19 protein-coding genes are annotated in these 23866 nt (G+C 70.1%); 5 read left to right on the top strand and 14 right to left on the bottom strand.

Annotation, left to right across the window (positions count from 1 at the left end):
* Positions 1-98: 98 nt before the first annotated feature.
* Complete coding sequence (locus tag QMO56_RS04205; protein WP_283523777.1) at positions 99-1550, bottom strand: amidohydrolase family protein; 1452 nt, start codon at positions 1548-1550, stop codon at positions 99-101.
* 154 nt (positions 1551-1704) lie between these two features.
* On the opposite strand from QMO56_RS04205, the gene QMO56_RS04200 reads away from it, so the two are divergent.
* Together QMO56_RS04200 and QMO56_RS04195 are read left to right on the top strand one after the other, a co-directional pair.
* Positions 1705-2475, top strand: coding sequence for an IclR family transcriptional regulator (locus tag QMO56_RS04200; protein WP_283523776.1), 771 nt, complete (start codon positions 1705-1707; stop codon positions 2473-2475).
* A 157-nt stretch (positions 2476-2632) separates the two neighbouring features.
* Positions 2633-4984 carry a penicillin acylase family protein gene (locus tag QMO56_RS04195; RefSeq protein ID WP_283523775.1) on the top strand — a complete coding sequence of 784 codons (2352 nt, stop codon included), beginning with the start codon at positions 2633-2635 and terminating at the stop codon, positions 4982-4984.
* Between the two features lie 39 nt (positions 4985-5023).
* Here QMO56_RS04195 and QMO56_RS04190 read toward each other — a convergent pair whose 3' ends face one another.
* The 8 genes from QMO56_RS04190 to QMO56_RS04155 all read right to left on the bottom strand — a co-directional run bounded on the left by QMO56_RS04190 (position 5024) and on the right by QMO56_RS04155 (position 16655).
* Positions 5024-7381, bottom strand: a complete 2358-nt coding sequence (locus tag QMO56_RS04190; RefSeq protein ID WP_283523774.1) for a PAS domain S-box protein — start codon at positions 7379-7381, stop codon at positions 5024-5026.
* Between the two features lie 203 nt (positions 7382-7584).
* Positions 7585-9069: a M81 family metallopeptidase gene (locus QMO56_RS04185; RefSeq protein WP_283523773.1), complete on the bottom strand. Its 1485-nt coding sequence runs from the start codon at positions 9067-9069 to the stop codon at positions 7585-7587.
* Between the two features lie 6 nt (positions 9070-9075).
* Positions 9076-10326, bottom strand: a complete 1251-nt coding sequence (locus QMO56_RS04180) for a Zn-dependent hydrolase (RefSeq protein ID WP_283523772.1) — start codon at positions 10324-10326, stop codon at positions 9076-9078.
* Positions 10323-11612: an ArgE/DapE family deacylase gene (locus tag QMO56_RS04175; RefSeq protein ID WP_283523771.1), complete on the bottom strand. Its 1290-nt coding sequence runs from the start codon at positions 11610-11612 to the stop codon at positions 10323-10325. Before QMO56_RS04175 ends, QMO56_RS04180 begins: the two co-directional genes overlap by 4 nt.
* An 11-nt stretch (positions 11613-11623) precedes the next feature.
* Positions 11624-13237, bottom strand: coding sequence for an ABC transporter ATP-binding protein (locus QMO56_RS04170; protein WP_283523770.1), 1614 nt, complete (start codon positions 13235-13237; stop codon positions 11624-11626).
* Positions 13234-14079, bottom strand: coding sequence for an ABC transporter permease (locus QMO56_RS04165; protein ID WP_283523769.1), 846 nt, complete (start codon positions 14077-14079; stop codon positions 13234-13236). The genes QMO56_RS04170 and QMO56_RS04165 overlap by 4 nt, the downstream gene beginning before the upstream one ends.
* The gene (locus QMO56_RS04160; RefSeq protein ID WP_283523768.1) at positions 14076-15062 is read right to left on the bottom strand and encodes an ABC transporter permease; all 987 of its coding nucleotides are present in this window, start codon (positions 15060-15062) and stop codon (positions 14076-14078) included. Before QMO56_RS04160 ends, QMO56_RS04165 begins: the two co-directional genes overlap by 4 nt.
* A gap of 6 nt (positions 15063-15068) precedes the next feature.
* A complete protein-coding gene (locus tag QMO56_RS04155) occupies positions 15069-16655 on the bottom strand; it encodes an ABC transporter substrate-binding protein (RefSeq protein WP_283523767.1) in 1587 nt (528 codons plus the stop codon).
* Between the two features lie 95 nt (positions 16656-16750).
* Between QMO56_RS04155 and QMO56_RS04150 the strand changes: the two genes are divergently transcribed.
* The gene (locus tag QMO56_RS04150) at positions 16751-17782 is read left to right on the top strand and encodes a histone deacetylase family protein (RefSeq protein ID WP_283523766.1); all 1032 of its coding nucleotides are present in this window, start codon (positions 16751-16753) and stop codon (positions 17780-17782) included.
* Between the two features lie 55 nt (positions 17783-17837).
* Positions 17838-19355, top strand: a complete 1518-nt coding sequence (locus tag QMO56_RS04145; protein ID WP_283523765.1) for a YifB family Mg chelatase-like AAA ATPase — start codon at positions 17838-17840, stop codon at positions 19353-19355.
* A 12-nt stretch (positions 19356-19367) separates the two neighbouring features.
* Here the strand turns inward: QMO56_RS04145 and QMO56_RS04140 are convergent, their stop codons facing one another.
* Entirely contained in the window at positions 19368-19676 is a 309-nt protein-coding gene (locus tag QMO56_RS04140) for a hypothetical protein (RefSeq protein ID WP_283523764.1), read from the bottom strand.
* A 79-nt stretch (positions 19677-19755) separates the two neighbouring features.
* On the opposite strand from QMO56_RS04140, the gene QMO56_RS04135 reads away from it, so the two are divergent.
* Complete coding sequence (locus QMO56_RS04135; RefSeq protein WP_283523763.1) at positions 19756-20064, top strand: hypothetical protein; 309 nt, start codon at positions 19756-19758, stop codon at positions 20062-20064.
* Between the two features lie 59 nt (positions 20065-20123).
* Here the strand turns inward: QMO56_RS04135 and QMO56_RS04130 are convergent, their stop codons facing one another.
* From QMO56_RS04130 to QMO56_RS04115, 4 genes are all read right to left on the bottom strand, one after another.
* Positions 20124-20462, bottom strand: a complete 339-nt coding sequence (locus QMO56_RS04130) for a hypothetical protein (RefSeq protein ID WP_283523762.1) — start codon at positions 20460-20462, stop codon at positions 20124-20126.
* 8 nt (positions 20463-20470) lie between these two features.
* A complete protein-coding gene (gene fusA, locus QMO56_RS04125; protein ID WP_283523761.1) occupies positions 20471-22558 on the bottom strand; it encodes an elongation factor G in 2088 nt (695 codons plus the stop codon).
* 475 nt (positions 22559-23033) lie between these two features.
* Positions 23034-23450, bottom strand: coding sequence for an RNA polymerase-binding protein DksA (gene dksA / locus QMO56_RS04120; protein WP_283523760.1), 417 nt, complete (start codon positions 23448-23450; stop codon positions 23034-23036).
* Between the two features lie 199 nt (positions 23451-23649).
* Entirely contained in the window at positions 23650-23853 is a 204-nt protein-coding gene (locus QMO56_RS04115; protein ID WP_283523759.1) for a hypothetical protein, read from the bottom strand.
* Between the last annotated feature and the right edge of the window lie 13 nt (positions 23854-23866).

Genomic DNA, 23866 nt, shown 5'->3' with positions numbered 1-23866 from the left:
ACCCACTGACTTTCCGCCAAGTGGCGAGGGGTTGCAAGGCAGCTTCAGCCCGGCGGTATGGCGGCGGCGGCCCCGTGCCCCCGCCCCCGGCGGGCGCCTCAGCGGCCGCGCGTCACCAGCCTGCCCGGCTTCTCGCCCGTCTCCTTGCCCCCGGCGAAGGTCAGCACGCCATTGGCCCAGACCTGTTCGATGCCGACGCTCATCTGGATCGGGTCCTCGAAGGTGGCGTTGTCCATCACCGTGTTGGGGTCGAACAGCACCAGGTCGGCATAGGCGCCCTCGCGGATCACGCCGCGGTCCACCATGCCGAAGACGCCTGCCGCGCGGCCGGTCATCTTGTGGATGGCCGTCTCCATGTCGAACAGGCCGAGCTGGCGGGTGTAGAGGCCGAGCACGCGCGGGAAGGTGCCCCAGAGGCGCGGATGCGGCTTCTCGTCATGCGGCAGCCCGTCCGAGCCGATCATGGAGAGCGGGTGGCGCATGATGCGGCGCACATCCTCCTCGTCCATCTGGAAGGTGACGGCGCCGGCGGGCGTGAGACGCTCGGCGGCGGCGCGCAGATCGGTGTTCCAGCCGCGCGCGATCTCGGAGAGGTCCTTGCCCGCCATCTCCGGATAGGGCACCGACCAGGTGATGATGACGCGGCTGTCGTCCCGCACCTTCTCCGGCATCAGCACGGTGGAGCCGGCGGGATAGGGGTAGACGTCGAAGGCCACCTCCTGCATCGAGGCGGCGGCCTGGATCAGCGCCAGGGTCTGCACCGAGCGGCCGTAGTTCTCCGGCATCGAGCACTTGTGGTGGCTGATGTGGACCGGCACGCCGATGCGGCGGCCGATCTTCAGCGTCTCCTCGATCGAGGCGCAGACCTTGTCCGCCTCGTCGCGCATGTGGGTGACGTAGATGCCGGCCGAGCCGCGCAGCGCCTCGCCTACCGCGATCACCTCCTCGGTCGGCGCCTGGGCATTCGGCGGGTAGTAGAGGCCGGTGGAGAAGCCGGAGCCGCCCTCGGCCAGCGCCTGCTTCAGCCGCGCCTGCATGCGGGCGATCTCGACATCCTTCGCCGGGCGATAGACGTCGCCCTGCATGGCCTCCACGCGCAGCGTCTGGTGGCCGATCAGCGCGTAGGTGTTCACCTCGCTGCCCTTGGTCTTCAGGGCATGGGCGTAGTCGCCGAAGCTGTCATAGGTCCACCAGGCCTCGTCGCCCAGCAGGTCGAGCGGCGCCGGCGGGCGCTTCGCGGTGTGCCGCATCGGCGAGAGGCTGATGCCGCAATTGCCGACCACAACCGTCGTCACGCCCTGGCTGATCTTGCAGAGCGTGCATTGCGGGCCGCAGAGCACGGCGCGGTCGTCATGCGTGTGGGCGTCGATGAAGCCGGGGGCGAGCGCCTTGCCGGTGCCGATCACCTCGCGGTCGGCGCTGGCGCCGCCAAGATCGCCGACGCCTAGAATGCGGTCGCCGCTGACGCCGACATCCCCCACCTGGCGCGGCGCGCCGGTGCCGTCGAAGATGGTGGCATCACGGATGATGAGGTCACAGCGGAGCGCCATGGGGCGGCATGTCCTTATGCGAAGCGAGGCGAACAGGGGATGGGATCATGCGCCAGAGCCGCCGCGCGATAAAGCCGCCGCCTGCGATTTCCCCGCATGGGCTTGCACCGCCCCCGCCGCCCCCGCAAACCGGAGGCGGACGAGGAGGCGACGGATGCCGGAGGACCGACTGTTCGTGCAATCCCTGCAGAAGGGGCTGGCGCTGCTGGAAGCCTTCGGCAAGCGGCCGGGGGAGCTGAGCCTCAACGAACTGGCCGCCCTCGCCGGCATCGACCGCAGCGCCGCCCAGCGCATGGCGCACACCCTGCTGAAGCTCGGCTACCTGGAGCGGGGGGCGCAGGGCCGCGGCTACACACCCGGCCGCCGGATCCTCGACCGCAGCTTCGACTTCCTGCGCAGCCGGCCCCTGATCGAGCGGGCCACGCCGCTGATCATCGAGTTGCAGCGCAGCACGGGGGAGCGCGTGGATTTCAGCCTGTTCGACGGGCAGACCATCGTCTACGCCGTGCGCCGCCAGAGCAAGCGGGAGACCTTCTATGCCACCCTGGCCGGGCGGCGCCTGACCAGCTTCAGCACCGCCGGTGGCCGCGCCTGCCTGGCGCAGTTGCCGCGCGCCGAGGTGGAGGCCATGCTGGCCCGCGCCGACCTGCGACCCGCCACACCCAAGACGCTGCTCGACCCTGACGCCATCCTGGCTCGCATCGAGGCCGCCCGGCGCGAGGGCTTCGCCCTGGTGCAGGAAGAGATGCTGCTGGGGGAGGTGGTGGTCGGCGCCGCGGTGCTGGAGCGGACCGGGCAGCCTGTCGCGGCGGTGCATATCGCCGGCTCGCTCACCGAATGGCCCGCCGATCGCTTCGCCGCGCGATTCGCGCCGCTGGCGCTGGAAGCGGCGCGCGCCCTCGGCGGCGGGCGGGGGCTGGGATGAAAGAAAAGGCCGGGGAGAAGGAATTCTCCCCGAACCCCTCATCTTTTTCTGTCAGCCGGGAAAGTCCTTCCCCCCGCCCGGCCGCCGGTTGCATTGCGTCACGCGGGCGCCGCTTCTAGCCTCCCCACCTTTCGCGCCACCAGGGAAGCCCTGCCCGATGACCGAGCCTGCCCCTCTCGAGGAAACCATCGCGCTGGAGGGGCTGCAGCAGCCGGCCTCGATCCATGTAGACCGCTGGGGCATCCCGCACCTGCGCGCCGAGAACGAGCATGACCTCTTCTTCCTGCAGGGCTTCAACGCGGCGCGGGACCGGCTCTGGCAGATCGACCTCTGGCGCAAGCGCGGCCTCGGCCTGCTCGCCGCCGATTTCGGCCCGGGCTACCTGGCGCAGGACCGCGCCGCCCGCCTCTTCCTCTACCGCGGCGACATGCAGGCCGAGTTCGAGGCCTATGCGCCCGATGCCCGCGCCATCTGCGAGGCCTTCGTCGCCGGCATCAGCGCCTATGTCACGCTTACCGAGGCCGAGCCGCGGCGCCTGCCCGCCGAGTTCCGCGCCCTCGGCACCCGCCCGGCGCGCTGGGCGGCGGAGGACGTGGTGCGCATCCGCAGCCACTCGCTCACGCGCAACGCCCTCTCGGAAGTGCTGCGCGCCGTCGTGCTCTCCCGCGCCGATCTCGCCACCGACCTGCTGCGCAAGAACCTGGAGCCGATGAAGGAGCCGGTGCGGGCCGAGGGGCTCGACCTCTCCAGCCTCGGCACGGAGTGCCTCGCCACCTTCAAGCTGGCCACCGCCGCCGTCACCTTCTCGCCCGAGCGCCTTGCCGCGCCGCTGGAGGACTGGCGCCGCTGGAGCAGCCTGACCGATCTCGGCGAGGTGGTGCAGGGCGCCGAGATGGAGGGCTCGAACAACTGGGCCATCCATGGCAGCCGCACCGAGAGCGGCCGGCCAATCCTGGCCAGCGATCCGCACCGCGCCCACGCCGCGCCCTCGCTGCGCTACATCGTGCATCTCGACAGTCCCGGCTTCAACGCCATCGGCGCCGGCGAGCCGGCGGTGCCCGGCATCTCCATCGGGCATAACGGCACCGCCGCCTTCGCCCTGACCATCCACGGCGCCGACCAGGAGGACGTCTACGTCTACGAGACCGAGGGCGACCGCTACCGCTACAACGGCGACTGGGCGGCGATGGAGGTCGCCACCGAGCGCTTCGCGGTGAAGGGCCACCCGGACCAGGAACTGGAACTGCGCTTCACCCGGCATGGTCCGGTCATCGCGCGGGACGCTGCGGCGGGGCGGGCGGTGGCGATCCGCACGGTCTGGTCGCTGCCGGGCTCGGCGCCCTATCTCGCCAGCCTCTCCACCATGCGCTCCCGCTCGCTGGAGGAGTTCCGCGCGGCAGTCGCGCGCTGGGGCACGCCCTCGGTGAACAAGGTCTATGCCGATACCAGCGGCACGGTCGCCTGGACGCCGGCCGGCTACGCGCCCCAGCGGCCGAACTGGGATGGGCTGCTGCCGGTGCCGGGCGACGGGCGCTACGAGTGGTCCGGCCTGCTCGACCCGGCGGAGCATCCCTGGCGCATCGACCCGCTGGAGGGCTTCGTCCACAGCGCCAACGAGATGAACCTGCCGCCAGACTGGCCGCACGCGACCAAGACCTATGGCTATGAGTGGACCGAGCCCTCCCGCGCCCGCCGCATCCGCGAGGCGCTGACCCGCGGGCCGCTGCTGACGCTGGCCGACTGCACCGCGCTGCAGACCGACGTGACCTCCCTGCCCGCCCGCCGCCTCTGCGCCCTGCTGGCCGCCCTGCCGCGCGGCAGCGCCCCGGAGCTCTGGGCGGCGCAGCTGCTGCTGGAGGACTGGGACCACCGCCTGGAGGCCGACAGCCCCGCCGCCGCGCTGTTCGAGGTCTTCATGACCAAGCACCTGAAGCCGCGCCTGCTGGCGGCGCTGGTGCCGGACGCCGCGCTGCGGCCGCTGCTGGTGCCGCAGGATACCGAAAGCCTGCTGCAGGTGCTGGAGCAGCCGGATGCCCGCTTCGGCGCCGATCCCGCCGCCGCGCGCGACGCGCTGCTGGCCGAATGCCTGATCACCGCCTTCCGCGACTGCGGCGAGCGCATGGGCCTCTCGCCCTCCGAATGGTCCTGGGGCCGGCTGCACAAGGGCTATTTCAGCCACGCCCTGACCGGCCTGACGCCGGAGACGGCGAATTTCGATGTCGGCTCCTTTCCCATCGGCGGCAGCGCCAGCACACCGATGCATACGGGCTACCGCCCGAGCGACTTCCGCTGCAACTACGGCGCCTCGGTGCGGCTGGTCATGGATGTGGGGGCCTGGGACGGCAGCCTCTGCATCAACGCGCCCGGCCAGTCGGGCGATCCCGCCTCGCCGCACTATGCCGACCTGGCGCCACACTGGTCGCGCGGCGAGTATGTGCCGCTGCTCTACTCGCGCGAGGCGGTGGATGCGAAGGTGATGCAGCGCATCCATCTGCAGCCGGCGGGCTGAGGCTCATCAGGAGCCGGCCCGGCGCTCCTTTCCCGCAGCTCAGTCCGTCCCCGGATCACCACTGGACGGCTGTGCGTGAGGGGCGGGCGGCTCATTCGCCGCCCTCCGGCGCAGGGCCGCACCCAGCGCTTCGGCCAGGGCCTGGCGCGGATAGGGCTTGATCAGCACGGCCGCGGCACCGTGCTCGCGCCCCTGCATCGAGCGCGAGCTGCCATAGCCCGTGGCGAAGATGTAGGGTACGCCACGGGTTTGCAGGATATCCACGGCGGGAAAGGAATAGTCCCCGCTGCCAAGGTTGACGTCGAGCACCGCCGCCGCGAGGTCGGGCTCGGTGGAGGCGAGCCGCACCGCCTCGGCGAGCGTCCTGGCCGGGCCGACCACCTCGTAACCGAGTTGCCGTGTGGTGCCTTCGAGTTCCATCGCCAGCAACGCCTCATCCTCGACCAGCAGGATGCGCGGGTGTGCAGCTCCGAGGATGGGCGCCGCCAGAGGAGCGTCCGGCGCTGCCTCCGCGGAGTTCGCCTGCGTCGTGCCATCCGCCTCCTGCGCCTCGCCGAATGGCCTGAGGAACCGGGCGGCGATGCCGACGGCGCAGGTCAGCCCCGCCTCCTCCCAGTTCCAGCTGACGGACCCGCCGAGTTGCTGTGCCGCGAGCGTGCTGACCAGCCGGGAGCCGAAGCCGCGCTGGCGGGGCGGTGCCTGCACGGCCGGGCCGCCGCGCTCAGACCATGCAAGGCTCAGGCTTCCGCTCGCCTCGAAGGCCCAGGCGAGCCGGACCTGGCCGCCCGGCCGGGTGAGCGCGCCATACTTCGCGGCATTGGTCGCCAGTTCGTGCAGCAGCATGGCCACCGCCTGCACGGCCTCGGGCGCAAGATAGGCCGGCGGCCCGGAGGCTGAGACGCGCCCGGAATGGGCCGCAAGCTCGCCCAGCGCCAGGGTGCGCAGATCCGCGCCCACCCATTTCTGCGTCGCCAGCACCGAGTGCGCCCGCGCCATCGCGGCGATCCGCCCCTCGACGGACTCCGCGAAATGCCCGGCATCCTCGCGCGGCGTCAGCCGGATCAGCGACAGCGCGACCGCGAGGGCGTTCTTGGCCCGGTGGTCAACCTCGCGCGCCAGCATCGCGCGCAGCTGCTCGGCCCGCCTGCGCTCCGTCACGTCGCGCACCACGCCGGTGAAGAAGTGCTCGTCCCCCGAAGCGAAGGAGCCGACCGAAAGTTCGATGGGAAACGGCGTGCCGTCGCGGCGGAGCGCCATCAGCTCGCGCCCGGGCACTCCGATAGCCCTCGCGGGTGCCGGGGTGGCGGCGCTGCCGTGGCGGTGCGCTGCGAGGTAGCCGCCATGCCGCACCGCCTCGCTGTGCGGCATCAGCACACCCAGGTCGTGCCCGATGAGGTCGGCCGCCCTGTCATAGCCGAACATCTGCAGTGCGGCGGGGTTGGCCGAGACGATGTGCCCGCTTCCGTTGGCGACGATGATGGCATCTGCCGCCGTCTCCACCACCGAGCGCAGCCGCGCCTCGCTCTGCACCAGCGCGGCCTCGGCGCGGCGCTGGTCGTCGATGTCGGTGCAGGTGCCGGTCCAGCGCAAAATGCGTCCGGCTGGGCCGCGCTCCGGCTCGGCACGCACCAGGAACCAGCGCCAGGTGTCGTCATGGCGGCGAAAGCGGTATTCGGCGACGTAGGCTCCGCCGCCCGCAACGGCGCCGCTCCAGACCTCGGCGGCGCGGGCGCGGTCCTCGGGGTGGATGACCCGCAGCCAACCGTTGCCGCGCAACAGCTCCACCGGCAGCCCGGTATAATCCTGGAAGCGCCGGTTGACGTAGGTGTTGGCCCCGTCCGGCGCGGTGATGAAGAGCAGGGCGGGCAAAGCCTCGGCAAGGTCGCGGAACCGCGCCTCCTTGGTGAGAAGCTCCGCACGCGCGCGCTCCCCCGCCGCGACCGCCCGCTTCAGCTCATCCAGCCGGAGCTCCAGCTCCGCCGCGAGCGCACCGCGCGCCGCCGACAACTCCGCCACGCGTCTGCGCTCCTCGGCCACACGGATCAGCGAGGTGCTCATGACATGGATGATGGTGCAGTTCACCAGCAGGACCGCCACGAAGAAGGCCGGGGCAATGGCGTCAGCCGGCGTGACAAAGGCAAAGCTGCCCAGCGCCGGCATGAAGAAGTACTTGGCCGCTGCGGTGCTGAGAAAGGTAGCCAGCAAACCAGGGCCGATGCCACCGAACAGCGTCGCCAGGATCACGGCCGGGAAGAAGGTGAGAAAGGGAAAGCCGGCGGGTGGCAGCACCCCCGCCAGCAGAAGGCGCCCCGCGAGCGCGAGCAGGACCGCCACGATGGCCAGGCCATAGGCAGGAACACGACGCCGGAGCGGGCGGAAGCGGGACGCGTGCAGCACGGTCTGCTCTCCCCATTCCTTTGGGTTGTCGCGAGCTTCGGCCTCGAAACACAACCATCGCACGAGCGGCAAGAGGTTGTCCTGGGCAAAAGAAAGCCGCAGTACTGGCCGCGGCTTTCAGGCGGCGCTCCGGGGCAGCCTCAACACGGCATCGCCGGCCCGCGGAAACAAGGCCAATGCCTTGCCAGCGCGGCCCTTCCTGCCTAGCCCCCGCGCGGGCTGGTCCGCAGCCCCGGGCGGAGATGCTGGAAGGGCAGCGAGGATGGGTCGGCCAGCACCGGTCCCGGCGCCGCGACCACCAGCACCTTCTCCGCGATCGGCTGGAAGTCGGCGCGGAAATGCACGCTGCTCTTCAGCGCCAGGATCTTCTCCGCCGCCGGCTCGACGCCGATCTGGCGGAACAGCGCCTGGTCATGCGCCTGCATCTTGCGGCTCACCACGATCACCTTCACGGGCCCGATGCCGATCAGCGCCGAAGGGCCAAGATCGGCCGGGTTGCCGGCGCTCATCGGCCCGGTGCAGGTGAAGCGGCCATCGGAGAGGCGCAGCACCTTTGCCGTCACCTCCAGCGGCGCGCCATCCGACTTGCCGCCGAGCCGGAGGGCGAGCTCGGCCCCCTCGCCCGCAGCATGGCAGGCAGCGGCGCTCTCGGCGTCGTTGATCATGCCGAGCGTTGCGGGCGCCTGCTGCCTCACCAGTTCGGCAAGCAGGCCGGTGGTGTCGCCATGGCCGCCGCCGCCGGGATTGTCCTGCGTGTCGGCCAGCACGATCGGCTTCTGAGCGGATTTCGCCAGCCGGATCGCCTCGGCGACGCCCTCGGAGGCCGGGAGCACGCCGCCGGCGAAATCCGCCTCGCGCTGCTGGAGGTATTGCACCAGGGCGTCGGCGGCGGTCTCGGCAGCGGCGGGATCGGCGGCGAAGGCAGCCAGGGCCACGCCGCAATCCGGGAAATCGGCATAGGGGAAGCCAAAGCAGAAGGCGAGCTCCGCCATCCCTTCGCGCTCCGCAAGATCGGCCCGCGTCGCCATCACCCCCGCCATCGGCTCGACCATGGTGCATTGCGCGGTGAGCGGCATCCAGTAATCGAGCTGACGGAAGGCGCGGGCCCAGGGCGCCTTGCGGGCGATGCGTTCGGCCAGCAGTTCCATCGCGCGGGCGCCGGCCTGCTTCATGTCCACATGCGGATAGGTGCGGAAGGGCACCAGCGCATCGGCCATGCGCACCATGAGCGCCGTCAGGTTGCAGTGCGGGTCGAGGCTGGCCGTCACCGGCATCTCGGGCCCCACCACCGCACGCACGCGGCGCAGCAGCTCGCCCTCGGCGTCCGGGTAGCCTTCGGCCACCATGGCGCCGTGCAGGTCGAGATAGACGCCGTCCAGCGGGCCGGCATCCAGCGCATCGGCGAGGTCGGCGACGATGCAGGCGCTGATCCGCTCGAAGGCCTCCTCGGTGACGGGACCGGCCGGGTTGGCGAAGCACCAGGCGAGCGGCACCAGCTCGAAGCCGCGCCTCTCCGCCTCGGCGATGGCGCCGGCAGAGGGCACGGAGGTCGGGCGCAGCGCGTCGAGCAGCCCTTCGCCACGCTGGAAGGGCGGAAAGCCGCCGGGGTGCTGGAACTCGGCCCAGGTGGTCGGGCGCGGGGCGAAGGAGTGGCTCTCGTGCAGGAAGCCGCCAAGGGCGATGCGCATACGTCTTTACTCTCCGGTTGCCCGGCCGGCGGTGGCCAGCACGGCATCGGCCAGCACCACCAGCCCGGCCTCGGCCCATTCGGGGGTGATGGATTCGGCCTCGTTGTGGCTGATGCCCCCTTCGCAGGGGCAGAAGATCATCGCGGTGGGCACCCGCCGCGCGAGATAGACGGCGTCATGCCCGATGCCGGTCGGCATGGTGCGCCAGGGCAGGTTGCGGCCCTGCGCCGCCTGCCGCAACGCCTCGATCAGCTTCGGGTCGAAGGGCGTCAGCGGGAACTCCCAGAAGCGCTCCACGGCGATCTCCACGTCCCGCTCGGCGGCCAGGGATTCGGCGCGGGCCTCCAGCGCCTCGCCCATGCGGGCCAGGGCCTTGGGGTCGCCATGCCGCAGGTCCACACTGAACCAGACGCGGGAGGGCACCACGTTGCGGCTGTCCGGCGCGACGGTGAGCCGGCCGACCGTGGCCCGCCCGTCGCCGCCAGCGGCGAGGGCGATCTCCTCCACCGCCTGCACGAGGATGGCGGCGGCCACCATGGCATCCCGGCGCGGCCCCATGGCGGAGCCGGCATGGGCCTCCTCGCCCGTCACCGTCACGTCGAACCAGAGCTGACCCAGCGCCCTGTCCACGATGCCGACCGGGATGCCATCGGTCTCCAGCAGCGGCCCCTGCTCGATATGCAGCTCGAAATAGGCGCCGAGCGACTGCAAGGCGGCCGGATCGGCCTCGCCCTGCCAGCCGATGCGGCGCAATTCCTCGCCGAAGACGGCGCCGGCCGGGTCGGTCTTGGCCAGCACCTCGGCCTCGTCGAACAGGCCCATGGCGACACCGCTGCCCATCATCGGCGGCGAGAAGCGGGCGCCCTCCTCATTGGTCCAGTTGATCAGGACGACCGGCGCCTCGGTCTCGATGCCCGCTTCGTGCAGGGCGCGCAGCACCTCCAGCCCCGCCAGCACGCCCAGCACGCCGTCGAACTTGCCGCCGGTGGGCTGGGTATCGAGGTGGCTGCCGATGGCCACGGCCGGGCGCGAGGGGTCCCGGCCCTCCCGCCGCAGCACCATGTTGCCGATGCGGTCCACCGTGACGGTGCAGCCCAGCGCCTCGCCCCATTCTTGCAGCAGGGCGCGCGCCTGGCCGTCCAGGTCGGTCAGGGTCTGCCGGTTGCAGCCGCCCTTCGAGGTGGCGCCGATCTTCGCCATCTCCATGAGGCTGTCCCATAGCCGGGCGCCGGAGACGGGCAGGTTGGTTCCGCTCATGCTTTTTCCACTCCGCACCATTCGGCCATGGTCAGCGCGATCGTCCGCGTGGTGGCGTGGAAGCTCTCCAGGCTGACGCTCTCGTCGATGCCGTGGATGGAATCCGCGTCCGGCCCGAAGCAGGCCACCGGCGTGTCCTGGTAGAGGGTGAAGAACCGCCCGTCGGTCAGGCCGGAAGCCGGATAGTCGCGCAGCTCGCGGCCGTTCGCCTCGGCGAAGTGGCGCTGCACCATCCGCACGATGGGCGCCTCCTTGTCGAAGACGCAGGGGTCGGCCATGAAGCCGGCGAATTCCAGTTGCAGCTTGGTGCCGCGCAGCCGCTCGTCCGCGCCGGCCTCGGCGACGATGCGCTCGATATCGGCCTTCACCCGCTTCGCCGTGTTGCCGACCATGATGCCGACGCGCAGGCCGATCTTGGCGCGGGTGGGCACGGAGCTGTTCCACTCGCCGCCCTGCACGGTGCCGAAATTCACGTTCACCGGATGGTTCACGCCGAAGAAGCTGGAGTGGATGTTCTCCGCCCGGTTCATCTCCGCCTCGTAGTCCTTGAAGCGCTGGGAGATGACATAGGCGGCCTCGATGGCGTTCACGCCGGCCTGCATGTCCCGCACATGCACGGGGCGGCCCGTCACCGTCACCCAGGCCCAGATGACGCCGACCTCGGCGGTGTAGAGGCCCTCCACGCCCGGGCCGGGCTCGGGGATGATGACGGCATCGCATTTCGGCAGCGCCAGCATGCAGGCCAGCGCGCCATTGCCGGTGCATTCCTCCTCGATCACCGACTGGAACTGCACCTCGGCCGCCGGCTGCAGCCCGGCCATCTGCAGCGCGCGGAACGCCATGACATTGGCAATGTCGCCCGCCTTCATGTCGCCGGCGCCGCGGCCGTACATGCGGCCATCGCGGATCGAGGGCTCGTAGGGCGGGGTCTGCCAGATATCGGCGGCGCCTTCCGGCACCACGTCCACATGCCCCTGCAGCACCAGGGAGCGCCCCTTCCTCTCGCGCGGTGTGAAGACGGCGGCGACGTTGTCCCGCCCCTCGTAGGAGATCAGCGGCGGCGAGAAGCCGGGATGCTCCGCCAGCTTCGCCGGCACCGTCGGGATACGGATCGGGTCGAGGCCAAGCGACTGGTAGTTGCGCGCCATCTCCTCCAGGGCGGAGGCCTCGTTGCCCAGAGTGGAGGGGCAGCGCACCAGCCGCTCAAGGGCCGCGACGGCCTCCCCTTCCAGCGCCGCGACGGCATCGAGGATGGCGCGGCGAATGCCGGGGTCGAGTTGGGGCATGGGTCGGTCCTTCACGCGGATTCGGTCAGTACGGGGGGAGTCCAGCCCCGTCCGGGGATGCTGTCCAGCAGGGCGCGGGTATAAGGATGCCTCGGCGCGCCGAAGACCTCCGCCGTCGGCCCCTGCTCGACGATGGCGCCGCGCTGCATCACGGCGATCCGGTCACAGATCTGCGCGGCCACCCGCAGGTCATGCGTGATGAACAGCATGGTGAGCCCGAGCCGCTGCCGGATCTCGGCCAGCAGGTCCAGCACCTGGGCCTGCACCGAGACGTCGAGCGCCGAGACCGGCTCGTCGGCGATCAGCAGTTCCGGCTGCATCGCCAGCGCCCGCGCCAGGCCGATCCGCTGCCGTTGCCCGCCGCTGAACTCGTGCGGGTAGCGGTCCATGGCGGATTCATCGAGCCGCACCAGCCGCAGCAGCTCCAGCGCCCGCGCGCGCGCCTCGGCGGGCGGCACGCCATGGGTGATGGGCCCCTCGGTGATCGCCCGGCCTACGCTGCGGCGTGGGTTGAGCGAGCCGTAGGGGTCCTGGAACACCATCTGGATGCGCCTGCGATAGGGCAGCCAGCCCTGGCGCGAGAGCGGCCGCAGATCGGCGCCGTGGAACAGGATTTCTCCCTGTTCCGGCTCGACCAGCCGCACCACGCAGCGCGCCAGGGTGGACTTGCCCGAGCCGCTCTCGCCCACCAGCCCCAGCGTCTCGCCCTTGTTGAGGACGAAGTCGGCGTCGTGCACCGCCTTCACCACCGCCCGCGCGCCGAACCATCCGCCGCGCTGGTAGGTCTTGGTGACGCCCTTCATCTCCAGCACCGGCGCCGGGCGGATCGGCGGCCGGTCGGACGCCGCGCCATGCGGCACCGCGGCGATCAGCGCACGGGTATAGGGATGCTTCGGCGCGTTCAGGATCTCCGCCGCCGACCCTTCCTCGACGACACGGCCGTGCTGCATCACCGCCACACGGTCGGCGATCTCCGCCACCACGCCGAAGTCATGGGTGATGAACATCACGCCCATACCCTTCCGCTGCTGGATCTCGCGGATCAGGTGCAGGATTTGCATCTGCGTGGTGACGTCGAGCGCGGTCGTCGGCTCGTCGGCGATCAGCAGCGCCGGCTCCAGCGCCAGCGCCATGGCGATCATCACGCGCTGCCGCTGCCCGCCGGAGAGGCGGAACGGGTGCATCCGCGCGATGGCCGCCGGATCGGGCAGATTCACCGCCTCCAGCAACTCGGGCACCCGGGCCTTCGCTTCGCCGCCCTTGCCATGCACGGCCAGAGCCTCGGCAATCTGGTCGCCCACCCGCATCAGCGGGTTAAGCGCCGTCATCGGCTCCTGGAACACCATGGCCATGCGGGCGCCGCGCCGCTCGCGCAGTTCCTCGGCCGAGAGGTCGAGCAGCGACTCACCCTCAACCGTGATGCGGCCGCTCTTCACCGGCAGGCCCTTTGGCAGCAGCCCCATCACCGTGTTGGCGGTGATCGACTTGCCCGAGCCGCTTTCGCCGACGACGCAGAGGATCTCGCCCGCATCCAGATGCAACGAGAGGTTCTCCACCGCGTTCGGCCGGTCGGCGCCGCGCGGCAGGCCGACGGTGAGGTTCTCGACGGTCAGCAGCCGGGTCATGCCGCGCCTCCGCGGTTGCGCGCCAGGCGCGGGTTCAGCGCATCCGACAGTCCCTCGCCCACCAGGTTCAGCGACAGCACGGTGAGGAAGATGGCGATGCCGGGGAAGACGCTCATCCACCAGGCGATGCGGATGACGCTGCGGCCCGAGCCGATCAGGAAGCCCCAGGACATCATGTTGGGATCGCCCAGCCCGAGAAAGGAGAGCGCGCTCTCCAGCAGGATCGCCGTCGCCACCATCAGCGAGGAGAGCACGACGATGGGCGAGAGCGCGTTCGGCAGGATGTCGCCCATGACGATGGAGAGCCGGGACTTGCCGAGCACCTCCGACGCCTGCACGAATTCGCGCGAGCGCAGTGACAGGAATTCGGCCCGCACCACCCGCGTCACCGGCGGCCAGGAGACCACGGCGATGGCGAAGACGATGGACTGGATGGTGGGCGTGAAGATCGCCACCAGCAGGATCGCCAGCACGAAGCTCGGGATGGTCTGGAAGAATTCGGTGAAGCGCATCACCACCTCGTCCGCCAGCCCGCCGAGATAGCCGGCGACCGCGCCGAGCGTGACGCCGATGGCCAGCGCCGCCACGGTGGAGACCGCCCCCACCAGCAGCGAGACCCGCGCGCCATGCGCGATGCCTGCGGCCACGTCCCGGCCGAGGCTGTCGGAGCCGAGCAGCATGCCCATCTCGCCCGGTGGCGCGAAGGGTGCGGCGACCATGTCCCAGGGGCTGCCCGGGAAGAGCACCGGCGCCAGCACCGCCAGAGCGATCACCAGCAGCAGGATGACGAGGCCCACCACCGCGCCGCGGTTGCGCGCGAAATTGCGCCAGAAGCTGTTCATCGGGACACCTCCACGCGCGGATCGACGATGGCGTAGAGCAGATCGGTGATCAGGTTGAACAGCACGACCATCACGCTGGTCAGGAAGAACACGCCCATCAGCACCTGGTAGTCGCGCGCCAGCAGCGCCTCGAAGGCGAGGCGGCCGATGCCCGGCCATGCGAAGACCGTCTCCACCAGGATGGAGCCGCCGATGAGCTGCCCGGCCTGGATGCCGGCGAAGGTGATGACCGGCAGCAGCGCGTTGCGCAGGATGTGCCGCCGCAGGATGCGCCCCTCCGGCACGCCCTTGGCGCGCGCCGTCTTGACGAAATCCTGGTCGGCCACTTCCAGCATGGTGGCGCGGGTGAGCCGGGCATAGACCGCGACATAGAAGAGCCCGAGCGTCAGCCCCGGCAGGATCAGGTGCTCACCGACATCCAGCACCGCCGCGAGGCCGGACATCTCCACCCCAACCGAGGCCATGCCGAAGGAGGGCAGCCACTCCAGCGTGACGCTGAACAGCAGCACCAGCATCAGCCCCACCCAGAACAATGGCGTGGCATAGAAGGCCAGCGCCAGCACGGTGATCAGCGAATCCGACCAGGTGCCGACCCGGCGTGCTGCCAGCGCGCCCATGCTGACGCCGATGACAAGCGCAAAGACGAAGGCGGCGCCGGTGAGCAGCAGGGTTGCCGGCAAGCGGTCCCAGAGCAGCGCCGCGACGGACATCTGCTGGCGATGGCTGAAGCCGAGATCGAGCGTCAGCACGCCTTTCAGATAGAGCCAGAGCTGCACGTAGAGCGGCTGGTCGAGCCCGAACTGCGCGCGGAGCTGCGCCAGGAAGCGCGCGTCGGCGGCGCCGGACTGCCCGGCGATGATGCTCGCCGGGTCTCCCGGCGCGGCATGGATCAGGAAGAAGTTGCAGACGACGATCGCGAGAATCACGATCGCCGCCTTCACGACACGGCCCAGCAGGAAAGCGGGCAGCCGGGATGGCTCCATGCCTGCTCAGGCCAGGAACACGTCGTCGAAGCTGGCGTGCACGCCCGCGCCCGAGGTGATCACGTTGTGCAGCTTCCTGTCATGGATGGTCGGGAAGGCCATCTCCATCAGCCAGACCAGCGGCACGTCCTCCACCAGGATCTTCTGCACCGCGCTGAAGGAGGCCTGGCGCTGCTTTGGATCGGCGGCATCGCGCGCCTCGGTGAAGAGCTCGTCCACCTTCGGGTTTGCGTAGCCCGAGACGTTGGAGAACAGGATCTTCTTGATGTTGGTCGAGACGTAGCTGCGCTCCACGCCGAGCGTGGGATCGCCGTACTGGTAGAGATAGTTGATGGTGGTGTCGAAGTCCCAGTTGGCGGTGCGCTGCGCCCAGGTGCCGACATCCACGCTCTCCAGCTGCAGGTCCACGCCGACCTGCCGCAGCGACTGCCGCAGGAACTCCGCGAGCCGGGTGAACACCTCGCCATAGGGCAGGCTCATGTGCTTGATGGCGAAGCGCACCCCCTGCCCGTTCGGCTTCAGCCCGGCCTCGTCGAGCAGCTTCTTGGCGGCCTCGACGTCATAGGCCGGCATCTTGGCGCCGGGCTCATGGAAGCGGGTGGTGCTGGCGACCGGCCCGGTCGCCGGCTTGCCGATGCCGAACCAGAGCCGCTGCGCGATGAAGTCGCGGTTGACCGCATGCGCCAGGGCGCGGCGAACCCGCACATCGTCGAGCGGCTTGACGCGATGGTTCAGCTCCACCCACATCAGCGGGCCGAAATATTCCCAGCCTGCCGTCTGAACCTCCAGGTTGGGCTGCGCGCGCATCTGCGGCACGTCGAAAGGTTCGATGTCGTTCGACTGGGTTAGGATGACCTGCCCGGTCTCCAGCGCCAGGCGGCGCGACTGGCTGTCGGGAATGACGCGGTAGATGATGGCGTCGAGATAGGGCTGGTTCGGTTTCCAGTAGCCGTCGAAGCGCTCCAGGCGGATGAAGTTGCCGCGCTGCCACTCGGCGAACCTGAACGGCCCGGTGCCGACCGGCTTCTGCACGGCCGGCGCCTGCCGGTAGTCCTGGCCCTCGAACAGGTGCTTCGGCACGATCGCCGAGACGGTCACGTCGAACATCAGCAGGAAGGGCTCGAAGGGCGCCGAGAGGGTGAACTTCACCGTCTGCGGATCGACGGCGACGCCCTCCTTGATGCGCGCGAAGACCCCGCGGGCACGCGGCGAAAGCTCCATGTGGAACTTCATGATGGAGAAGACCACATCCTCGGCCGTCATCGGCTTGCCGTCGTGGAACCTGACGTTCTCCTGGAGGTGGAAGGTGTATTCCAGCCCGTCCGGGCTCACCTCCCAGCGCTTCGCCAGCTCCGGCATCGGCTCCAGCTTGGCGCTGTAGCGCAGGAGGCCCTGGAAGATCTTGCCGCCGACGATCAGCGTCGGCGCCTGGTTGTTGACGCCGACATGCAGGACCGGCGGTTCCGGGTTGACGATGGTGTTGAGGGTTCCGCCACGCTTGGGCTGGATGCCCTGCGCCAGCGCGTCCTCGACGCGCATCAGGAAAGGGGTAGCGGCCGCTGCGGCCATGAGGCCGCGACGTGAAAGAGCCATTGTTATTGTCTCCCGATGAAACTTCCCTGGGAGGAACGCTAGCCTTGCTTCCACCGGATCGACAAGGCCAGGCGGTGAGCCTAGCCTCGTTTCCCATGCGCGCCCTCGCTCACCCCGACCAGTCGCGGCACACGCCGCAGTTCTTCCTCCAGCGCGGCCAGGTCCGCCGGAACTTCGAGGTGCCCGAGCGGGCCGAGGCCCTGCTCGCCGCCCTGCACCGCATGGGCGCCACCGTCGAAACCCCGCCTCTGGTCGCGCCCGAAGCACTGACGGCGGTGCATGACGCCGGCTATATCGCCTTCCTCGCCGAGGCGGCGGAAGCCTGGGCCGCGCTGCCGGAAAAGGGGCCGGAGGTGGTGGCCAACATGCATCCCTCGCCCGAGATGCTGGCCCAGGGCGCCACCCCCACCACCGCCATCATCGGCCGAACCGGCTGGTACACGGCGGATACCGCCTGCCCGATCGGCCCCGGTTCCTGGGAGTCGATCCGCTCCGCCGCGAGTTGCGCGCTTGCGGCGGCCGAGATCGCGGCGCAGGGCGGCTGCGCCTATGCGCTGAGCCGGCCGCCCGGGCACCACGCCTATGCCGCACGCGCCGGCGGCCACTGCTACGTCAACAACAGCGCCCTCGCCGCCGAGGCGCTGCGCCGCGCGGGCGCCGCGCGCGTGGCGGTGATCGACATCGACGCCCACCACGGCAACGGCACCCAGGGCATCTTCTGGGAGCGAGGGGATGTGCTGACCGCCTCCGTGCATGGCGACCCCTCCGGCTACTACCCCTGGTATGTGGGCCATGCCGGCGAGCAGGGCGCCGGCGCGGGGGCCGGCTGCAACCTCAACCTTCCTCTGCCACAGGGCAGTGCCGACGACGCCTGGCTGGAGGCGATCGAAACCGCCGCCGCCCGCGCGCGCGCCTTCGGCGCCGAGGCACTGGTGGTGCCGCTCGGCTTCGACGCCTCCGAACACGAGCCGCTCAGCTTCCTCCGCGTCACCTCCGACGGCTTCGCCCGCGCCGCCGAGCGGCTTTCCGCCCTCGGCCTGCCCACGGTGGTGGTGCAGGAGGGCGGTTACAATGTCGGGGTGATCGGTGCCCTGCTGGAGCGCTTCCTGGCAGCCTGGGGCCGCTGAACCACGCTCAACTTCCCGTTGAAAAGGCGCGCGGGACTCATTACGCCCCTGTGGCATGCGGATCGCACGCCTCGCCAGCTTCGTCTTTTCGGGAATCGAGACCCTGCCGGTTGAGGTGCAGGTGCAGATCGCCAGCGGCCTGCCCGCCTTCACGGTGGTCGGCCTGCCGGACAAGGCGGTGGCCGAGAGCCGCGAGCGCGTGCGGGCCGCCCTCAACGGGCTCGGCCTCAGCCTGCCGCCGAAGCGGGTGCTGGTGAACCTCGCTCCTGCGGACCTCGCCAAGGAAGGTTCGCATTTCGACCTGCCGATCGCGCTCGCCGTGCTGGCCGCCATGGAGGTGGTGCCGGCAGAGGAGCTGGCCGGCTTCGCCGCGCTGGGCGAGCTGGCGCTGGACGGCGCCATCGGCCCGGTGGCCGGAATCCTGCCTGCCGCACTGGGCGCGGCGGCACGCGGGCTGGGACTGATCTGCCCCGGCGCCCAGGGGAGCGAGGCGGCCTGGGCCGGCTCGGTCGAAATCCTCGCCGCCACGGATCTGCGGCAGCTGATCGCCCATCTGACCGGCCGGCAGGTGATGACCGCCCCGCTGCCGCCTCGGCTGGCGCCGGAGCGGGCGGAGAGCCCGTGCCTCTCCGAGGTGAAGGGACAGGAAACCGCCAAGCGCGCGCTGGAGATTGCGGCGGCGGGCGGACACAATCTGCTGCTGAACGGTCCGCCCGGCGCCGGCAAGTCCATGCTCGCCGCGCGCCTGCCGGGCCTTTTGCCGGACCTCAGCCCTGCCGAGGCACTGGAGGTCAGTCTGGTACGAAGCGTGGCGGGACTGATCGAGGGTGGCCGCATCTCCACTCGGCCACCCTTCCGCAATCCGCATCATTCCGCCAGCCAGGCGGCGCTGGTCGGCGGCGGGCCGCGCGCCAGGCCCGGCGAGGTCAGCCTTGCGCATCGCGGTGTGCTGTTCCTGGACGAACTGCCGGAATTCCCGCGACCGGCGCTGGAGGCGCTGCGGCAGCCGCTGGAGAGCGGCGAATGCGTCATCAGCCGCGCCAGCGCCCATGTCACCTATCCCGCCCGCATCCAGCTCGTGGCGGCGATGAATCCCTGCCGCTGCGGCCATCTCGGCAATGCCACGCGGGAGTGCGGCTCCGCCCCGCGCTGCGGGGAGGCCTATCAGGCGCGCATCTCGGGTCCCCTGCTCGACCGGATGGACCTGAACATCGGCATGGCGCCCATTGCCCCGGGCGAACTGGCCCGCGCGCCAAGCGGGGAGCCGAGCACGGCGGTCGCGCGCAGGGTCGCGGAGGCAAGGGCGCTGCAGGCACGGCGCGGCGGGCCGCAGGGGCCGCGCAGCAACGCCGAGACGCCGCTGGACAGGCTGACCGCAACGGCAGCACCGGAGGCCTTGGCATTGGCGGAGCGTGCCGCAGGGCAACTGGGCCTGTCGAATCGCGGCTTCACCCGCTGCTTCCGGGTGGCCCGCAGCATTGCCGATCTGGCGGGAGAGGAGCGCATCCTGCGCACGCACATGGCCGAGGCGCTGACCTACCGGCAGCGCGGGGCGCAGCTCAACGGGGGCTAGGCCGCGCCCAGCCTAGCGCCGCATGACGAAAGTGAAGCTACGGCCCCTCGCCGTGCCGCGCCGGGCGTGCCACCAGAGGCTTCCGAAGGCCACCAGCCCGGCGACCACGGCCACCGGCAGGGCCAGCGCCAGGAAAGCCACCGCGATGCCCGCCACCACCACCCCGGCGGCGACAAGCGCCACCAGCACAGCGACGCCCCCCAGCCGCGCCAGCGCGCGGTCCAGCCAGGTGGCCTGCCGCGGCGCAGGGTCGCGGAACTCGCCCTCAGGCGTCATGTCCAGAACGGGGCGTTGGTCGGCTCGCGGGTCCATGGTCTCCATGTTGCGGCATCCGGGCAGGACTTCAAGGGGCAAGCCCACAGGGCGACGCGGAAGCGAAATGATGCTAAGGCTGCCGCATATGAGGCTCTGCCGCATCTTCTGCGCCGCGCTGACCTTGCTGGCGGCGGAGAGCGCCCCGGCGGCGCCGGCCGAACCGTCGCGCCGCCCGAACGCCGCACAGCTCGAGGCGATCCGGCGCTGGCTCTGCCCCCACGGCGGTGCCCCGGTGCGCGGCGTACCCGGCCGCTGCGACCGCGGCCTGGACCGCAGCCCCTGGGACAACGGCCTGCCTGCCCCGCAACGCGAGGCCATGGCCGCCTGCCCGGCCGGCACCCGGCCGGTCCTGGCGCGCGGCCATCGCGACATCATCCGCTGCCTGCCCGATTGAAGCAGGTCCGCTAGAGCAGATCCCGTTCCGATGGCACCATCGGAACAGGTGAAAATGCTCTAGGAGCGCGAGGACGCCTCGCCGCCGCGGCCGAGCAGCGCCTCAGCCCGACGCACCCCGTCGAGCGGCAGGCGCGTTCGCCCGACCACGCGGTCCCGTACCACCACGAGCCAGCGGCCCTCCGGCACGGCAGGCCGCAGTTCCACGACGCGCGCCTCGTCATCCAGCGCCACGGCATGGCGCAGCCGCCAGCGGAACAACACCGGCCCCCGAATGCGAACGACGCGGGCGATGGGATCGCCCGCGTCGTCACAACCAATCCATTCCAGGGCCCGGCTGGCCTCGTCGGCTCCGGGCTCCGGATCTTCGATGCGGCCACGCTGCCAGCGGAGCCGCACCAGATGCCTCAGGCGCTCTTCGCCATGATCTCGTCCGCAACGTTGCGCGGCACCGGATCATAGTGGTGGAACTGCATGGAGAAGGACGCACGGCCCTTCGTCATGCCACGCAGGTTGGAGATGTAGCCGAACATCTCCTTCAGCGGCACATGGGCGCGGACAATGACGGAGGTGCCCGCCATGTCCTGGCTCTGGATGATGCCGCGGCGACGGTTCAGGTCGCCCACCACGTCACCGACATGGTCCTGCGGGGTGGTCACCTCGACATCCATGATCGGCTCCAGGATCACCGGGCCGGCCTTCTTCATGCCTTCGCGGAAGCAGGCCTTGGCGGCGATCTCGAAGGCCAGGGCCGAGGAGTCGACGTCGTGGTACTTGCCGTCCGTCAGGGTGTACTTGAAGTCCACCGTCGGGAAGCCGGCGAGCACACCCGTGTCGGCCTGCACCTTGATGCCCTTCTCGACCGCCGGGATGTACTCCTTCGGCACGGAGCCGCCGACGACCGCGTTGACGAACTCGATCCCCTCGTTCCGCTCCTTGGGCTCGAAGGTGATCTTCACCTCGGCGAACTGGCCCGAGCCACCCGACTGCTTCTTGTGGGTGTAGATCTCGGTGTGCGACTTGGTGATCGTCTCGCGGTAGGCCACCTGCGGCGCGCCGATGTTGGCGTCCACGCCGTACTCGCGGCGCAGGCGGTCGATGATGATCTCGAGGTGCAGCTCGCCCATGCCGGACAGGATGGTCTGGCCGGTCTCCTGGTCGGTCTTCAGGCGGAGCGACGGGTCCTCGCCGGCCAGCTTCTGCAGGCCGAGCGTCATCTTCTCGACGCCGTCCTTGGTCTTCGGCTCGACGGAGATGTCGATGACCGGGACCGGGAAGGCCATGCGCTCGAGCACGACCGGGTCGGAGGCGTCGGCCAGGGTGTCACCCGTGCCGGTGTCCTTGAGGCCCACGATGGCGACGATGTCGCCGGCGTAGATCTCCTTCACTTCCTCACGCTTGTCGGCGTGCATCTGGAACATGCGGCCGATCCGCTCCTTGTGACCCTTCGTGGTGTTCATGAAGGTGTCGCCGGAGCGGATGACGCCGGCATAGACCCGGACGAAGGTCAGGTTGCCATACTTGTCGTTGATGATCTTGAAGGCCAGCGCAGCGAAGGGGGCGTCTTCCCGGGCCGGGATGATGCGGGCCGGGTTCGCCGGATCCTCCTCCTGGCCTTCCTCCAGCGCCACCTTGATACCGGCGACGTCGGTCGGCGCTGGCAGGTAGTCGACCACGCCGTCCAGCAGCGGCTGCACGCCCTTGTTCTTGAAGGCCGAACCGCAGAAGACCGGGCGGAAGGTGCCGTCGATCGTGCCGCGCTTGATGCAGCGCTTCAGGGTCTCGACCGAGACGTCGCCCTTGTCGAAGTATTCCTCCATCGCCGCGTCATCGACCGACAGCGCGGTGTCGAGCAGGGTCTGGCGGTACTCGGCCGCCTTCTCCTTCAGGTCGTCCGGGATCTCGGCCTCGTGGTAGTTGGCGCCGAGCTCGTCACCCTCCCAGATCAGCGCCTTCATCGTCACCAGATCGACCACGCCCTTCAGCGTGTCCTCGATGCCGATCGGCAGCTGCAGGGCGAGCCAGTTGATGCCCAGCTTCTCGGTCAGCGTGGCGGCGGCGCGATAGAAGTCGGCGCCGGTGCGGTCCAGCTTGTTGATGAAGATGATGCGGGGCACGTTGTAGCGGTCGGCCAGGCGCCAGTTCGTCTCGGACTGCGGCTGCACGCCGGCCACGCCCTCGATGATGAACACGGCGCCGTCGAGCACGCGCAGCGAGCGGTTCACCTCGATGTTGAAGTCGATGTGGCCCGGCGTGTCGATGACGTTGATCCGGTGGTTCTTCCACTCGGCGGTCACGGCGGCGGAGGTGATCGTGATGCCACGCTCACGCTCCTGCTCCATGTAATCGGTGGTGGTGTTGCCCTCATGGACCTCACCGATCCTGTGCGACTTGCCGGTGTAATACAGAATCCGCTCGGTCGTCGTCGTCTTGCCGGCGTCAATATGCGCCGTAATACCGATATTGCGGATCTTCTCGAGCGGGGTGCGCGCCACGGGGGGCCTCCATACGCGTCGCGGCGCGAGCCGCGCGGGAACAAAGCGATGCGAGTCAAGCGCGGCGTCCCGTCCCGCGTGCTCGCCAGAACCTTACCTTGGCTGCCCCGGGAAAGCCATCGCGCCACTCGCGGCCCAAATCCGAACTGCGGGGAGGAGCGAACCCCTTCCCGCCTCGTTGCCGCCGAATGGCCGAACAGGCTCCCGGAACACAGCGGGCCGGCGGCGTTCGCCGAAGCGATTCACCGCGCCCACCGTCGGGCCGGCAGATGCACCGGATGCGCCCTGAATGCAAGCGCTAAGACGAAATTAGCCACTGGCCAGCCTGCCAGGGCGCCGGCTTCAGGGGTGCCGGCCGGCGGGGATGAACCCGCTCGGCCCGCGCCCAGGCCGCGGGATCGGCCAGATCCCGGGCAGGAGGCTGGCACGCCCAGGCCTTCCGGCGGGGCGCGGCAGGCCATGGAGCCCGCACCGCTCAGTCGTCGCGGTGCACGCGCTCCATCCGCTCGTGGCGTTCCTGCGCCTCGATGGACAGGGTGGCAATGGGCCGGGCTTCCAGACGGCGCAGCCCGATGGGTTCGCCAGTCTCCTCGCAATAGCCGTAAGTGCCGTTCTCCAACCGCTCCAGGGCCTGATCGATCTTGGTGATCAGCTTGCGGGCACGGTCGCGGGTGCGGAGCTCCAGCGCACGATCAGTCTCGACGCTTGCCCGGTCGGTCAGGTCCGCCTCGGCAATCCCGCCTTCGCTGAGACTGGCCAGCGTGTCGCCCGCCTCCCGCAGCAAGTCATGACGCCACCGCAATAGCTTCTGGCGGAAGTACTCTTGCTGCAGGGGATTCATGAACTCTTCGTTTTCGGACGGCCGATAGTCGGGCGGCAAAGTTACCAGCATTGGTTCGATCCCCCAACCGAGGGGGCGCAACGGAACGAAGCGCCCCCAAGGGCGGCCGGACCATACAGGCGCGCCCCATCTCACGCCAAGAGGCGCAGATGGAGCACCTTCCATGAATTTTCAAATGCGCGCCTTGCGCTGCCGCAAACTTCGGCACCCTGGTGACGGCCGGGGCAGCGCCACCGGCCGCCGGCAAGGCTCAGTGGCTCAACAGAAGCGCAAGCATCGCGACAGGCAGCAGAACGAGGAAAGCCGCCTTGGCCAGGCTCGTCCATTCCGACCGGTCGCCACCCCCCTCTTCCGGGTGATAGGCCGGACGCTGGCGCTTGCGCCACGCTTCGCCGTTCGAGGCATTCGGGTCCGCCGCCGGCGGCTCCGAAAGGGGGTGCATGCTTGCCTTCAAGGCCCGAATCCTT

This window comes from Roseomonas sp. E05 (assembly GCF_030063475.1).
Taxonomy (GTDB): Bacteria; Pseudomonadota; Alphaproteobacteria; order Acetobacterales; family Acetobacteraceae; genus Pseudoroseomonas.
Note: the sequence above shows the minus strand (reverse complement) of the source record. Positions and strands in the feature narration are given on the sequence as shown.